General features: G+C 70.6%; 13 protein-coding genes and 1 pseudogene. 11 read left to right on the top strand and 3 right to left on the bottom strand.

Going from position 1 to position 14,748, the window contains the following annotated elements; all coding sequences use genetic code 11:
- Nucleotides 1–581: 581 nt before the first annotated feature.
- The 3 genes and pseudogenes from ABZ904_RS11165 to ABZ904_RS11155 form a co-directional block, all read left to right on the top strand.
- The gene (locus ABZ904_RS11165; protein ID WP_361822565.1) at nt 582–1,997 is read left to right on the top strand and encodes a DEAD/DEAH box helicase; all 1,416 of its coding nucleotides are present in this window, start codon (nt 582–584) and stop codon (nt 1,995–1,997) included.
- 211 nt (nt 1,998–2,208) lie between these two features.
- On the top strand, nt 2,209–2,451 hold the full coding sequence (locus tag ABZ904_RS11160) for a DUF5302 domain-containing protein (protein ID WP_359391438.1): 243 nt from the start codon (nt 2,209–2,211) through the stop codon (nt 2,449–2,451).
- 680 nt (nt 2,452–3,131) lie between these two features.
- Nucleotides 3,132–3,343 (top strand): annotated as a pseudogene (locus ABZ904_RS11155) (ISAs1 family transposase); the annotation flags it as partial.
- A gap of 182 nt (nt 3,344–3,525) precedes the next feature.
- Here ABZ904_RS11155 and ABZ904_RS11150 read toward each other — a convergent pair.
- Nucleotides 3,526–4,239, bottom strand: a complete 714-nt coding sequence (locus ABZ904_RS11150; protein WP_359391439.1) for a DUF2993 domain-containing protein — start codon at nt 4,237–4,239, stop codon at nt 3,526–3,528.
- A gap of 244 nt (nt 4,240–4,483) precedes the next feature.
- Between ABZ904_RS11150 and ABZ904_RS11145 the strand changes: the two genes are divergently transcribed.
- The 4 genes from ABZ904_RS11145 to ABZ904_RS11130 all read left to right on the top strand — a co-directional run bounded on the left by ABZ904_RS11145 (nt 4,484) and on the right by ABZ904_RS11130 (nt 6,797).
- A complete protein-coding gene (locus ABZ904_RS11145) occupies nt 4,484–5,014 on the top strand; it encodes a TerD family protein (protein ID WP_359391478.1) in 531 nt (176 codons plus the stop codon).
- A 177-nt stretch (nt 5,015–5,191) separates the two neighbouring features.
- Nucleotides 5,192–5,332 (top strand): hypothetical protein, encoded by a 141-nt coding sequence (locus ABZ904_RS11140; RefSeq protein WP_359391440.1) that lies wholly within the window; start codon nt 5,192–5,194, stop codon nt 5,330–5,332.
- A 338-nt stretch (nt 5,333–5,670) separates the two neighbouring features.
- Complete coding sequence (panD, locus tag ABZ904_RS11135; RefSeq protein ID WP_359391441.1) at nt 5,671–6,090, top strand: aspartate 1-decarboxylase; 420 nt, start codon at nt 5,671–5,673, stop codon at nt 6,088–6,090.
- A 20-nt stretch (nt 6,091–6,110) separates the two neighbouring features.
- On the top strand, nt 6,111–6,797 hold the full coding sequence (locus ABZ904_RS11130; protein ID WP_360998047.1) for an aspartate/glutamate racemase family protein: 687 nt from the start codon (nt 6,111–6,113) through the stop codon (nt 6,795–6,797).
- Between the two features lie 468 nt (nt 6,798–7,265).
- Here ABZ904_RS11130 and gndA read toward each other — a convergent pair whose 3' ends face one another.
- Entirely contained in the window at nt 7,266–8,705 is a 1,440-nt protein-coding gene (gene gndA, locus ABZ904_RS11125) for an NADP-dependent phosphogluconate dehydrogenase (RefSeq protein WP_359391443.1), read from the bottom strand.
- Nucleotides 8,706–9,012: 307 nt separating this feature from the next.
- Between gndA and ABZ904_RS11120 the strand changes: the two genes are divergently transcribed.
- Nucleotides 9,013–10,206, top strand: coding sequence for a transglycosylase family protein (locus tag ABZ904_RS11120; protein WP_361822561.1), 1,194 nt, complete (start codon nt 9,013–9,015; stop codon nt 10,204–10,206).
- On the opposite strand, the gene ABZ904_RS11115 is transcribed toward ABZ904_RS11120, so the two are convergent.
- On the bottom strand, nt 10,196–11,290 hold the full coding sequence (locus ABZ904_RS11115; protein ID WP_359391445.1) for a DMT family transporter: 1,095 nt from the start codon (nt 11,288–11,290) through the stop codon (nt 10,196–10,198). The genes ABZ904_RS11120 and ABZ904_RS11115 overlap by 11 nt on opposite strands.
- 228 nt (nt 11,291–11,518) lie before the next feature.
- Here ABZ904_RS11115 and ABZ904_RS11110 point away from each other — a divergent pair, with 228 nt between their 5' ends.
- The 3 genes from ABZ904_RS11110 (at nt 11,519) to glgC (ending at nt 14,730) form a co-directional block, all read left to right on the top strand.
- Nucleotides 11,519–12,238: a (2Fe-2S)-binding protein gene (locus ABZ904_RS11110; protein ID WP_359391446.1), complete on the top strand. Its 720-nt coding sequence runs from the start codon at nt 11,519–11,521 to the stop codon at nt 12,236–12,238.
- A gap of 75 nt (nt 12,239–12,313) precedes the next feature.
- The gene (gene glgA / locus ABZ904_RS11105; protein ID WP_359391447.1) at nt 12,314–13,471 is read left to right on the top strand and encodes a glycogen synthase; all 1,158 of its coding nucleotides are present in this window, start codon (nt 12,314–12,316) and stop codon (nt 13,469–13,471) included.
- A gap of 38 nt (nt 13,472–13,509) precedes the next feature.
- On the top strand, nt 13,510–14,730 hold the full coding sequence (glgC, locus tag ABZ904_RS11100; RefSeq protein ID WP_359391448.1) for a glucose-1-phosphate adenylyltransferase: 1,221 nt from the start codon (nt 13,510–13,512) through the stop codon (nt 14,728–14,730).
- Nucleotides 14,731–14,748 lie beyond the last annotated feature (18 nt).

The following is a 14,748-nucleotide window of genomic DNA, read 5'->3' as shown; positions in this document are numbered from 1 at the left end:
AGAGAGCAGGCAGAGAGCCACCACTAAGAGTCATCACTTAATGCCGTGATGTCCGTCCGGTGTCTATGCGGAGCTGGCGCGCCTGGGTGGCGTGTTGTCCGTACAGCCGGCTGTTCCGACGTGGGCCTTGTGCCGCTCGTTCGCGGGTCGGGTCTCATTCGGGGTTTGTCCGGTACCGGTCGGTGTGTTTTGTCGAGCAGAGGCCCGAGGCCAGAGACATCCGGCGTGCGGGCTGCCGCGTGGGTGCGGCCCCGTGCGGGGCGGGCACCGCGCTGTGGTTGACTCGACAGGGCCTCTTGCAGCCCTTCATGGAACAAGATCTGTGTGGTGCGCGTCTGGGCGGTGTCCAGGCGGGCGGTGCTGGGATCGTCCGGATCATGGAGCCGACAGGACTGTCGTGTTGCGTCGGGTCACCGACGCGGGAGGGGCGATCGGTATCACGGCGCGATGTTGTGCCTTGTGTTAGTCTCACGCGTTTGCGTGGTCGTCGCGGTGGGCGAGTCGCATGTTCGTCCGCTTGTGCGTGGGCTGTTCAATCCTGCCGGGCCTTCCTCGGTACGTTCCTCTGCGGAAGGCTGTTCATGAAGCATCCCGATGACTCCGGCATCGCTCACGACGGTCCCGCCCAGCCCGAGGCCACGACCCCGGCGCTGCCCCCGACCGTCTCCTTCGCCGGTCTGAAACTGCCGGTGGAGGTGGTGCGGACACTGGCCGGACTCGGGGTGCGCGAACCCTTTCCGATCCAGGCCGCGACACTGCCCGATGCCCTGGAGGGGCGCGATGTCCTGGGACGCGGGCGCACCGGATCGGGCAAGACGCTCGCCTTCGGCCTGCCGCTGCTGACACGTACGGCCGGGCGGCGCGCCGAACCGAAGCAGCCCCTCGCTCTGATCCTTGTGCCCACCCGGGAGCTGGCCCAACAGGTCACCCAGGCGCTGGCGCCGTACGCCGAGGCACTGCGGCTGCGGATGGCCACGGTCGTCGGCGGCATGTCGATCGGCCGGCAGGTCGCCGCGCTGCGTCAGGGAGCCGAGGTAGTCGTCGCCACCCCCGGACGCCTGCACGACCTGATCGAGCGCAACGCCTGCCGCCTGGGACGGGTAAGAATCACCGTGCTGGACGAGGCCGACCAGATGTGCGACTTGGGATTCCTGCCGCAGGTTGCCGACGTGCTCGACCAGGTGCACCCCGACGGTCAGCGGATGCTCTTCTCGGCCACTCTCGATCGCGACGTCGATCAGCTGGTCCGCCGCTACCTCCACGACCCCGTCGTCCACTCGGTCGACCCGGCCGCGGGTACGGTCTCGACGATGGAGCACCACGTTCTGGTCGTCCACGGCCCTGATCGCTACGCCGTCGCCACGGAGATCGCCGCCCGCGACGGCCGTGTACTGCTGTTCCTCGACACCAAGCACGCCGTCGACCAGCTCACCCGGCATCTGCGGGCCAGCGGGGTGCACGCCGGGGCCCTGCACAGCGGCAAGTCCCAGCCACAGCGCACACGGACCCTGGCGCAGTTCAAGAACAGCCAGATCACCGTTCTGGTGGCGACCAATGTCGCGGCCCGTGGCCTGCACGTCGACGAACTCGATCTCGTGGTCAACGTCGACCCGCCCACCGACGTCAAGGACTATGTGCACCGGGCGGGCCGCACCGCTCGCGCCGGTGAGTCCGGCAGCGTGGTCACGCTCGTGCTGGCGGGCCAGCGCCGGGAGACGAGCCGAATGTTGGCCGGGGCCGGCATCGAGCCGACCGTCACCAAGGTGCGCTCGGGCGAGGCGGAGCTGAGCCGGATCACCGGCGCCAAGGCTCCCTCCGGCACCCCGCTCGACGGCGGGCCCGCCGTCCCCCGACCCAAGAACAGCAACGCTCCCTTCCGCGGCCTCGGCACCAGCAAGGACGCCTCCCGCGGCGCCGGCGGCAGGTCCCGAAAGGCCGGCGAGGCCCGCAAGCTCGCCGAGGCCCGCAAGGCCGCCCTCGTGCGTCGCAACGGCTGAGAGCCATTGCCCTGGCAGCGAATTTCCTGGCCACGGGATCGACAACCCTCGGCCCGGCCCGAAGCCCGTCCTGCCCCCCGACCTACGAAGCGAACGCCCTCGGCCGCGAGAGGGATACCCGCCGAAACGGAGCAGGATGATGTTGCCGGCGCCCGTACTGCGCCCGGCATGACAAGCTGTGCTTGCCCACCCCCGAACCCAGGAGGTCACCATGACCGCAGAGCCCGTATCTACGGAAGGTTCGGAGCCGGCTGCCCCCGAGACGTCCCCTCTGGCGCCGGACAGCGACGGCAACTACGACCTCAAGCGAAAGTTCCGCGAAGCCTTGGCGCGCAAGCGCGGTGCGCAGGCGGACGCCGCCGATGTTGCCGCCAACCCGGATGCGTCGAAGGTGCGTGCGGCGCACGGCCCGGCTGCGAGCCAGCGGTCGTTCAGGCGTAAGAGCGGTGGCTGAGTCGATCAGTCCCGCGATCTGGCCGCTTCACCGGCACCCGCGGTATCCACTCGCGCGCCGAGTGCAGTGGCCCGCAACCTGCGCATGCCCGTGCGCGCGTTGCGGGCGGGACGTAGCCGGCGGTCTCGCCTGAGGGAATGGCCCAGCTGCGGTTGGCTCAGGTCGGTGGCGCCGCCGCGCTGGAATTCCGGCCAGGACGTCCGGCCGCCGACGTTGCACGGTGGCCAGGACGTAGCTGACGGCCCGGTGCGACGTCGGCGCGTCTGGCCACTCCAGTCGGCGTCACCACCGGAGCCGTCCGAATCACTGATCATTCCGGGATGAGGGCACTGCCTCGTCTCGTCCGAGGGCACGCGGCCGGTTTCGCGCTCCCGCCGTGCTCGCTGTACCGCTGTGAAAATCGACGGCGGTTGTCCGGGCCTGACAGTAGGCATCCGGCGCGGCAAGGACATTTGCTGCCCCGTTCTGCTGCGGCTGATCGACGCACGGTCGGTCGCGTTCTCGGCCGCCGTCGCCTTCGTGCCTAGCCTCGACGTGCAGGTGCCGACCCGTCGAGTGGACGCTGTTCGATCTGGTGCAACATCTTGGCGGGTGCACCCCCGCTGCGTCACCCGTTCCTCCCGCGGCTTCGGCAGCGAGTACGCGCAGGCGGCCCTGGAGCGCGGCGACAGGGTCGCGGCATCGACGACACCGACCTCACCCACGCGATCGTCACCGTGGACGCCCTGCACGCTCAACGCGACCGTGCCACCCACCTGAAACCGCGCGGCGTCCACTACCTGTTCACGGTCAAGGGCACCAGAAGAAGCTCGCCCGCCAGCTGCACAGCCTGCCCTGGAAGGACATCCCCGTCGTCCACCGTGACGACACCACCGGCCACGGCCGCAGCGAACCGAGTGTCCAGCGGTCACCCTCGGCGAATGCTGCTCACTGGTTTGGCTCGGCGGCGCGCCGCCGCCCTGCATCTTCCCCCGCGACGGCGGCCTTCCCCTGAGCCCTGTCCTGGTCGCCTTCGCCGTCCGAGCTGCGACGTCCTGGCTTCTCGGCCGAACAGGGCCGAGGGACAGAGTCGGCTCACCTGGTGAAGCGTGAGTAGCCGAGATTCACCAGGTGACCGACCATGCTGATCTGCACACCGTCCGAGGTGGCGCGCGCCGCGGTGAAGCCGACGTTCTCGGGGAGCTGGACCCGCCAGGTGGCCGTCGGTTGTTCGGCCCCGGGAAGGCTGAGGGAGATTTCATTTCCCTGGGCGAGCAGCGTGCCCGTGCTGTTCAGCTCGCGCCCGCCGACGGTGCCCGTGACCTTGACCCGAGCGGCCTGCCCCGCCGAACCGGCGGCCTGCGAGATGTGGATGGGGCCGCCGCTGCCCGCCAGCCGTGTGACCACGCCGGACAGCGCCTCGTACGAGAGCGTCAAGGTACCCGTGGCGAGGTTCGCGTCGGCACTGCGTGCGGTCAGGGAGGTCACCTGCACGCCGTGCAGGTCGAGCTGGAGCTGCTTGACGGGCAGGTAGCCACCCTGGGCATTGTTCGTGGTGTCGATGGTGAACTGTCCTGCATTCAGGCTGACATGGTCGAAGTTCTGGCTGAACGCCTGGGTCAGGAAGGGAAAGCCCTCGATGGACACGTCCAGGTGTCCGTCGGTGGAGTTCTGGTAGCCGTACTTCTCTGCGGCGAGGTGGGTGGCCTCCTTGTCGGCGTAGTGCACGGCGACCCGGTCCGCGACGGTGAAGAGAACGGCCAGCACCACCATCGTGATCGCGACGACCTTGACCCAGCGACGCCTCATTAGAATCCCCCCCTTGTACCGGCCACGGCCGAACATGATCAGTCCGGGAACCGATCATGCACGGTCGGCGGTTTGGGCACCAGCCTTGCGGAGAGGGGTGACGGGTTCACTGCATCCACGACAGGCAGGTCGGACCCGGGTTCGCTTCGGATGTGGACCGCCAAGGAGGCGTCAAAGAGCCGTCTGGAACACATACTTGACCGTGCGGGAAGGTCTCGCGGTGATCCTGAGGGGAACCGGCAAGGTGAGTGGTGCGGGCAATGGGCTGGGCAAGGTCGAGGTACGGCTCAAGTGGGACCCGAGCCCTTTCGGGGAAACACCCCGGCATCTCGACATCATCGCCGCGACCTACTCGGCGGACGATCCCCACGGGCGGCCGGCGTACGTCGTGCACTACGACAGCCGGTCGCCGGACGGCACCATTAACATGCCCCGGCACAGTCAGACGGGCATGGGTTTCGGGTTCGTCGAGATGATGGTCCTGGAGTTCCACCGGCTGGCGCCTGTGTACGGGCGTGTGGTGGTCGGTGTGGCTATCCACCAGGATGGTACACCCCGCACGTTCGGGGACATCTCCAACGCCGGGGTGGTCGTTGTCCAGGGGTACCAGCAGCTGTTGGCGGACGACTTCTCACAGGTCGCCGATGCCACGGCCGCGACGGTTGCCGAGTTCACCCGAAGCTCATCTGGGGTGTGGGGTATGCGCGAGATGATTCAGGGCTTCGAGAGTGACCCGGTGCTCTTCACCGCTGAGATGGGCAGTCCGCAGCGATAACCGCTGCCAGGTCTTTCGGTCAGCAGCCGGTTTCCTTACGGTTCCGGACAACACCACGGAAGGCTGCTGGTGCTCGTAAGGGGGGCGTCCGTCCATGGCGATGAGGTGGGGACGGCGCGGGACGCTCCGCAAGAGGCTGTGGCGGTGGCGGCGCAGTCCGCTTCGGAGGAGTGCTGGGTGGCGCGACCGCGAACGGTGGCCGGAGTGGCCGCCGACCAGGGCTTCGACGAGGACCGCTCCAGCCGCCGACAGGCCGTGGCGGCCCTCCTGGAGCGCGCCAGGGAAGCGGCGCCCACGCAGGCGGAGGCAAAGAGTTGAACTCCGTCAGACCAATCCTGGGCGGGCGTTTCCCAAGACGAGGTGCAGATGCACGGGATCCGTTGCGGAACCCAGGAGAAGGCGCTGACCGCCGCTGACGATGAGCTCGCGCCAGAACTCATCACGATGTGCTGCTTGCGCGATGGTGAGGCTGGTCGGCTGAACGTCACGCGTGTGGCCATGTGACTGGCGCGCCGTTAGGAAAGTCAGCAACCGGTCAGTGTGAGTCCTCAAACACCCGGCGACAGCTGACCACACATGCGAAACTATGTAGCCTCCGAACATCGCCCTTGACCTGCAAAAAGCAGGCAGGGAGCAGACCAATCGGGAGTTTCTCCGTGCTTCGTACCATGTTCAAGTCCAAGATCCACCGTGCCACCGTCACCCAGGCCGACCTGCACTACGTCGGATCCGTGACCATCGACGCCGACCTGCTCGACGCCGCCGATCTGCTGCCGGGGGAGCTCGTCCACATCGTCGACATCACCAACGGCGCCCGGCTGGAGACCTATGTCATCGAGGGTGAGCGCGGCTCCGGCGTCATCGGCATCAACGGGGCCGCGGCCCATCTCGTGCACCCCGGCGATCTGGTGATCGTCATCAGCTACGCCCAGGTGTCCGACGCCGAGGCGAGGAGCCTGCGGCCCCGGGTCGTGCACGTGGACGGCGACAACCGGATCGTGGCACTCGGCACGGACCCGTCCGCCCCGGTACCGGGCTCGGACCAGGAGCGGAGCCCGCAGGCCGTCACGGCCTGACCGGCGGAGGGGAACCGACCGTGAGCGACAGCGGCACCCACGGCACACTCGCCCTGCTGCACACCTCGCCCGTGCACGTCCCGGTCTTCGAGGAACTGCGTGACCGGTCCCATCCGGGGCTCGCGCTGACGCACCTCGTGGCGGAGGACCTGCTGGCCGGGGCGCGGGTGCAGGGCCCCGACGCCGTGGCCGGCGACATCCGGGAGTTGCTCGCGCGGGCCGTCGCAGCCGGTGCCCGCGCCGTACTGTGCACCTGCTCGACCATCGGCGGGGTCGCCGAGGGCGTGGACGTGGGTGTGCCCGTGCTGCGCGTGGACCGGCCCATGGCCGCAGCGGCGGTCGCGGCCGGCCCCCGCATCACCGTGATCGCCGCCGTGGAGAGCACCTTGGGGCCGACGTCCGCCCTGATCCAGGAGGAGGCGGCGGGCAGGGCGGTCGAGGTGCGCCCACTGCTCGTGGAGGGCGCCTGGCACCGCTTCGAGACGGGTGACATCGAGGGATACCTCCGCAGGGTGGCCGACGCCGCCGACACGGTCACCGACGCCGACGCCGACGCCATCGTCCTCGCCCAGGCGTCCATGGCCCCGGCGCGCCGGCTGACCACCACGGCCGTCCCGGTGCTGTCGAGCCCCGAGCCGGGCCTCGCGGCGGCCGCCGCCGCCGCGACGTACCCCGCCCGGCCGTCCTCCCGTCCCGCTACGGGGTGAGTGCCTGCGGGGGGCCCGGGTACCCGGGGGACAAGTCCAGGGCCGATGTACCGAATGGCTGGAGGACACGATGACCCGCCCGCTCCCCGATCCCGTACAGCCGGGACCGACTCCCGGACCGGGACCGACTCCGGGACCGGAGCCGACCCCTGACCCGGGCCCCACACCGGAACCGGTTCCGCCGGGCCCGGGACCCGAGCCGCCCGGACCCGAACCCGTGCCTCCCGGACCGCACCCCGTGCCCCCGGCACCGCCGGGGCCCGGCCCCGACCGCCCGCAGCCGGGACCCGAACCGGTGCCCGGCCCTGAGCGGCCCACTCCCGAGCCGCCGCCTTCCCCCATCCCCGAACCGCCGGGCCCGGACCCCGTGCCCCAGCCCGAACCGGGGCCGCCCCTGAAGTGACCACGCCTCGGCCGGCGCGGCGGTGACCCGCGTTCCGGGTCACCGCCACGGGCGGCGTGCGGCCGTTACGCCTCGACCTCGGACCGGTCCCCGCCCCACAGCGTGTGGAACGAGCCCTCGCGGTCCGTCCGACGGTAGGTGTGCGCCCCGAAGAAGTCCCGCTGCCCCTGGGTCAGCGCGGCGGGCAGCCGCTCGGCGCGCAGAGCGTCGTAGTAGGCGAGCGCCGCGGAGAAACCGGGCGCGGGGACTCCCTGGCGGGTCGCGGCGACGAGGACCTCGCGCCAGTCGTCCTGCGCCGCCGCGATCTCCTGCGCGAAGGTCTCGTCGGACAGCAGGCTCGGCAGGTCGGGGCGCGCGTCGTAGGCGGCGCGGATGCGGTCCAGGAAGGCCGCGCGGATGATGCAGCCGCCGCGCCAGATGGAGGCCACCTTGCCGAGTTCGATGTCCCAGTCGTACTCGTCGCTGCCCGCGGTGATCTCGTGGAAGCCCTGGGTGTACGAGACGATCTTCGACGCGTACAGCGCCTGCTCCACGCGGTCCGCGAAGGCCGCCGCCTCGTCCTTGCGGAGCGGCGCGGCCTTCGGCCCCACCAGACCCCGCGAGGCCTCGCGCAGCGCCTTGTGGCCGGACAGCGAGCGGGCGAACACCGCCTCCGCGATCCCGGAGACCGGTACGCCGAGGTCCAGCGCGATCTGCACGGTCCAGCGGCCGGTGCCCTTCTGCTCGGCCTCGTCGAGGACCACGTCCACGAACGGCTTGCCCGTCGCCGCGTCCACGTGCGACAGCACCTCGGCGGTGATCTCGATCAGGTACGAGTCGAGGCGGCCGGTGTTCCAGGTGCGGAAGATCTCCGCGATCTCGGCGGGGGAATAGCCGGCGACGTCGCGCAGCAGCTGGTACGCCTCGCCGATCAGCTGCATGTCGGCGTACTCGATGCCGTTGTGGACCATCTTCACGAAGTGGCCCGCGCCGTCCGGCCCGATGTGCGTGACGCACGGTGCGCCGTCCTTCGCCTTCGCGGCGATCTTCTCCAGCATCGGGCCGAGGGAGGCGTACGACTCCTTCGATCCGCCGGGCATGATGCTCGGGCCGTGCAGCGCGCCCTCCTCGCCGCCCGAGATACCGCTGCCGACGAAGTGGATGCCCTGCTCGCGCAGCTGCTTCTCACGGCGGCGGGTGTCGGCGAAGTGCGCGTTGCCGCCGTCGATGATCATGTCACCTGGCTCCAGGAGCGGGGCGAACTCCTGGATCACCGCGTCGGTCGGCGTGCCCGCCTTCACCATGATCATCAGGCGTCGCGGCCGCTCCAGCGCAGCCACGAAGTCCTCCGCGGTCTCGGTCGGCACGAAGTCGCCCTCGTGCCCGAATTCCTTCACGAGGTCGTGCGTCCTCGACGCGGTCCGGTTGTGCAGAGCGACCGTGTAGCCGTTGCGCGCGAAGTTGCGGGCGAGATTGCGGCCCATGACCGCGAGGCCCGTGACGCCGATCTGGGCTGAAGTGCTCATAGCGGTTGGCTCCTAGAGGTCCTGGAATCGGGGGTGCCGGTTCGGTTCCGAACACATCCTCGGGGGTGTGGTGCCTGGCGTGGTCGTCAGTATCGCCCGGTGACCATCCTGACGTGCCGGTACGCCCGTCGCACATCCGCGTGTCCCCGCTGCGGGCCGACGTCCGCCCGTCCCGACGGTTCGCCGCATCGGCAAGAGGGGCCGATTCCCGGTCAGTTGGTGGGACGAAGCGGCCGATAGCCGTCTTGTCATGGCCTGTTCGCCGCCCTTAATTTTTCTCCTCCTGACGCATGTCGAGGGGGTCTCCATGGCCGCACGCGGCCGGCACCGCCGGTATCAGCCGACAAGGATCGACCGGGCCTCGCTCACCGTCACGGCGGGGGGCGCCGGCATGGCGATCCCGCTCATCGGCGCCGGCGTGGCGCACGCGGCCGACGTGGACACCTGGAACAAGGTCGCCGCCTGCGAGTCGAGCGGCAACTGGAGCGTCAACACCGGTAACGGCTACTACGGCGGACTGCAGTTCACCCAGTCCACCTGGGAGGCCTACGGCGGCACGGCGTACGCCCGGCGCGCGGACCTCGCTGCCAAGGACCAGCAGATCGCCGTGGCCGAGAAGGTCCTCGAGGGTCAGGGCCCCGGCGCCTGGCCGGTCTGCTCCGGACACGCCGGTCTCACCCACCACTCTCAACTTCCTTCGGGCGGCGGCACTCCCACCGGTGCCGCTCAAGGAACCGGCACCTCGGCCTCCTCGACGCGGACCACCGAGCACTCCCTCCGCGACGTGGCACCGCAGACGACGCCCCAGTCCCGGGCGGGCACCGCCGAGATGTACACCGTGGTGCGCGGCGACACGCTCTCCGACATCGCCGACACCCATCACGTCCAGGGCGGCTGGCAGCGGCTGTACGCGGCCAACCGGGGAACGGTCGGCGCCGACCCGGACCTGATCCTGCCGGGACAGCGGCTGAGCCTGGGCGCCAAGGCCCCGTCGCACAAGGAGGCGGCGCACCCGAGGGCCCACAAGGAGGCGACGCACCCGAGGGCCCACAAGTCCTCCACCGGGAAGACCGGTTCCGGGCGGAGCGCCACGACCCACGAGATGGTGGCCCCGGTCCATGCCGCCATGGGTACGCCCTACCACGCCGCGGGGACGGCATGGTCGAAGGGCTACCACACGGGTGTCGACTTCCCCGTGCCCACCGGTACGTCGGTGAAGGTGGTGGCGGCGGGCCAGGTCGTCAGCGCGGGCTGGGGCGGCTCCTTCGGCTACCAGGTGGTCGTCCGGCACGCCGACGGCCGGTATACGCAGTACGCCCATCTGTCGGCGATCTCCGTGAAGGACGGGCAGAGCGTGCTGGCGGGTCAGCGCATCGGCCGCTCCGGGTCCACGGGCAACAGCACGGGGCCGCATCTCCACTTCGAGGTGCGGACGGGTCCCGGGTTCGGCAGCGACATCGATCCGGTCGCCTACCTCCGGGCGGGTGGCGTCAGGATTTGATGCGGACCCGGTGCCGGTCCAGCATGGGCAGGGGTACGAACGGCCCGCCGTAGAAGGCACTGTACGGTGCGGCCGGGCCGCCGTCCGCCGCCACCGGGTCCTCGTGCGGGCCCTCGTGGACCGGCGGCGGTACGAACGCCTCCTCCTCGGCCGGGGCGGGAGCCTGCGCGGGTACCGGGACGAGCGTTTCCCGGCGCGGTTCCGGTTCCGCGCCGGTTCGCGGCACGAGGTCGCAGGCCATCGCCGCGCGGTGCTCGCTGCCGATCCGCTCGGTGGACAGCAGGATCAGGCCGCCCGCGGCGCCGACCCCGCAGGCGAGTGCGAGCACGGTCCCCGTCGTGCCGTAGCGGAACGCCTCCCCGAACAAGGTGATGCCGACCGCGGCGGCGACCACCGGGTTCACCACGGTCAGCGTGGCGAGCGGCGCCGCGAGGCCCGCACCCCGGTAGGAGGCCTGCGACAGCAGCAGGCCGGCCGTCGCGAACACGCCTATCGCGGCCAGGCTCGGCAGATCCGCGAGCAGCACCCCGCTCGTCCAGTCCACCGCGACCGTCTTCGTGAACACCGACGACATGCCGAACGTGACGCCGGAGGCGACCGCGAGCAGCACACTGCGCACCGCCGGATGCCGCTGCGTGGCGCGGGCGGCGGCCATCAGCGCCACCACGCCGCCGGCGGTGACCAGGCCCACCAGCACGCGCTGGGCGTTGTCCAGGGACCGGGCGTCGGAGGTACCGACCAGAGCCAGCAGACCGGCCAGGCCCACGGTCGCCATGACGGCGCCCCGCCAGGCGGTCGTCCCGGCCCGGCGGCCGACGAAAAACGCCGCCATCGGCAACGCGAACACGATGGTCAGCGCGCCCAGCGGCTGGACCAGGCTCAGAGGACCGTAGGCGAGCGCCACCACGTGCAGCAGCCCACCGAGACCGTTCAGCAGGATGGCGCCCCACCAGGCGGCCCGGCGCAGCGGTGCGTACGCCTGGCCGGGCGAGGACTCGGCGACCCGCTCCTGCACGATCGCCCCGCCCGCGTATGCCACGGCGGAGACGAACGACAGCACTACGGACAACGCGAGGGCGCTCACGAGCGCCTCCTTCGCGCGGGGCCGGGGCGGGGAGCCCGGCGCAGCGAACAGTCGGCTTCCATGATGAACACGATGCCGTGCGCGGCTCTTCCCGTCGTCGTACCTGAGCACGCATCGGGTCGTACTGCCGATGGAGTACGACCGGGTTCCGCTCCTCCCCAAGAGGGGTGACAATGCGGGGATCCCGCCTGGTTGAAGCCCCTGGACAGCTTGGTACTACTGACTTTTGTGGACTTCGACCCCCAACTCGGCGCGCTGGGCGGACTCGGCGGCTTCTTCGTACTGCGCACCGGGGAACCGCCGCGTGGCCCGCTGCCCACCCTCGCACAGGCGTACGCACCCGCCGCAATCGATGCCGCCGCCGATGTCTACGGGGATCCGTTGACTTTTCGCACCCGCAAGGTCGCCCGGAGCCTGCGCGCGCCGGAAGCCCGGGTCGCCGCCTCCATCGCCCACCTGGGACTGGCGGCCCGGCTCTGCTCCGTCGCCCTCGGCTGCGCCGCGCTGTACGGGCGGGTGCCCGACCTCGATCCCCGGCTGCTGCACTGGGATCCGGACGGCAGCGCGCCCGAGGACCTGTGGCTGAGCGACGTGCGCCCGCTGCCCGCCGAGGCGCTGGACGCGGTGGTACGCGAGGGCCACCTCGTCCCGCTCGCGGCCGCCCTGAGTTCACGCCACCGCCTGCCCGCAGGGCTGCTGTGGGGCAACGCGGGCTCCGCCCTCGCGGGCAGCTCGCGCATGATCGTCCAGTGGGCTCGGGCGCACGGCCGTACCGAGGTGGGGGAGCGGGCCCGCACGCTGGCCGCCGGGCTGTTCGCCCATCCCGACCTGGCCGGGACCCTAGATCCCGCCACCGGACGGCGCCGCAGCTGCTGCCTTTACTACCGGCTGCCGGGCGGCTCGGTGTGCGGCGACTGCTGCTTCGACCGCCCACCGGGCCGAGACTGAGATACGGATGGTCTTCCGCAACCGGGGTATGTGGGTGACCATGTGGGAACCAGCCGCTGAGACAGGGGGTTCCGGGTGCGTGTGGGCCTGCTGACCCGGGAGTACCCGCCGGACGTGTACGGCGGCGCGGGCGTTCACGTCGAGTTCCTCGCCCGGGAGTTGCGCGCCCTCACGGACCTGGACGTGCACTGCTGGGGCGAGGGCGGGGCGGGCGGTGTCATACGCCACAGACCGTGGCCCGCCCTGGACACCGCGAACGACGCCCTGCGCACCTTCTCCGTCGACCTCTCCATGGCCGCCGTCCTCGACGACCGCCAACTGGTCCACTCCCACACCTGGTACGCCAATCTCGCCGGCCACCTCGGCAAGCTGCTGTACGGCATCCCGCATGTGATGACCGCCCACTCGCTGGAACCGCTCCGCCCCTGGAAAGCCGAGCAACTCGGTGGCGGATACGCCCTCTCCAGCTGGGCCGAGCGCACCGCGATCGAGTCCGCCGACGCCGTCATCGCCGTCTCCGGCGCCATGCGCGAGGACATCCTCGGCTGTTACCCGGTCCTCGACCCGGCGAGGGTCCACGTGGTGCACAACGGCATCGACACCGCGCTGTACCAGCCGGACCACGGGACCGACGTCCTCGCCCGTCTCGGCATCGACGCGAGCCGCCCCTACGTCCTGTTCGTCGGCCGTATCACCCGCCAGAAGGGCGTGCCCCATCTGCTGCGCGCGGTGCGGAACATCGACCCCGAGGTCCAGGTCGTGCTGTGCGCGGGTGCGCCGGACACGGCCGAGATCGACCGCGAGTTCCGCGACCTGTTCGAGGAGCTGAGCCGGAGCCGCGAGGGCGTCCACTGGATCCCGAAGATGCTGCCGCGTCCCGAGGTGATCCAGCTCCTCACCCACGCCGCCGTGTTCGCCTGCCCGTCGGTGTACGAGCCGCTCGGCATAGTCAACCTGGAGGCCATGGCGTGCGGCACGGCCGTGGTGGCCTCGCGCACCGGCGGCATTCCGGAGGTCGTGGACGACGGCCGCACCGGTCTGCTGGTCGACGTGGACGACGACTTCGAGGAGCATCTGGCACGCGCCCTCGACTCCGTCCTCGCCGACCCGGTGGCCGCCAAGCGCATGGGTGAGGCCGGACGCGAGCGCGCGGTCCGGGAGTTCGGCTGGGACACGGTGGCCCGCCGCACGGTTCGCCTGTACGAGGAAGTCCTCGAACAGGGCAGTAAGTGAGCAGAGAGCGGAACAACCGGGCGTAGAGGGGCGGCGGCATGCGGCGCGGTGGACCTTCGGTGCTGGGAATCGTACTGGCCGGCGGGGAGGGGAAGCGGCTGATGCCGCTGACCGCTGACCGCGCGAAACCGGCCGTGACCTTCGGCGGTACCTACCGCCTTGTCGACTTCGTCCTGTCCAACCTCGTCAACGGCGACATCCTGCGCATCTGCGTGCTCACGCAGTACAAGTCCCACTCGCTGGACCGGCACATCACCACGACGTGGCGGATGTCCAGTCTGCTCGGCAACTACGTCACCCCCGTCCCGGCCCAGCAGCGACTGGGCCCGCGCTGGTACCTCGGCAGTGCCGACGCGATCCTGCAGTCGCTGAACCTGATCTACGACGAACAGCCCGAGTACGTCGCGGTGTTCGGCGCCGACCACGTCTACCGGATGGACCCCCGGCAGATGCTCGCCCAGCACATCGACAGCGGCGCCGGCGTGACCGTCGCGGGGATACGGGTGCCGCGGGCCGAGTCCTCGTCCTTCGGCGTGATCAGCCCCGGCACGGACGGCCAGAGCGTGGAGCGGTTCCTGGAGAAGCCCGCCGATCCCCCCGGTCTGCCCGACGACCCCGAGTGCGTCTACGCCTCGATGGGCAACTACATCTTCACCACCAAGGCGCTGATCGAGGCACTCCAGCGGGACGCCGAGGACCCGGGCTCCGTGCATGACATGGGCGGTTCGATCCTGCCCGCGCTCACCCACCGCGGCGAGGCCCAGTTCTACGACTTCAGCGCCAACCACGTGCCCGGCGAGACCAGCCGCGACCAGGGCTACTGGCGGGACGTCGGCACCCTGGACGCGTACTACGAGGCGCACATGGACCTGATCGCGGAGCGCCCCGCCTTCAACCTCTACAACCGCAGCTGGCCGATCTACACCCACTCCGGTCAGCTCTCGCCCGCACGCTTCAACGCGGGCGGGATCGCCAGCGAGTCGATCATCAGCGCCGGATGCCTGATCCGGGGCCAGGTGACGCGTTCGGTGCTGTCGCCGGGCGTCGTGGTGGACCCGGGCGCCGTCGTCCAGGGGTCGATACTGCACGACAACGTGCACGTCGGGCGGGGGGCGATCGTGCGCGGCGCCGTCCTCGACAAGAACGTCGAGGTGCCGCCGGGCGCCACGATCGGTGTCAACCCGGAGCGGGACGCGGAGCTGTACACGGTGTCCAAGGACGGGGTGATCGCGCTGGGCAAGGGGCAGCGGGTTCCGTAGACGGCCGGGGGAGTACTG

Origin of the sequence: Streptomyces sp. NPDC046900 (assembly GCF_040644975.1) — a bacterium.
In the GTDB taxonomy this organism is placed as follows: domain Bacteria; phylum Actinomycetota; class Actinomycetes; order Streptomycetales; family Streptomycetaceae; genus Streptomyces.
This window is presented reverse-complemented; position numbering and strand designations above follow the sequence as displayed.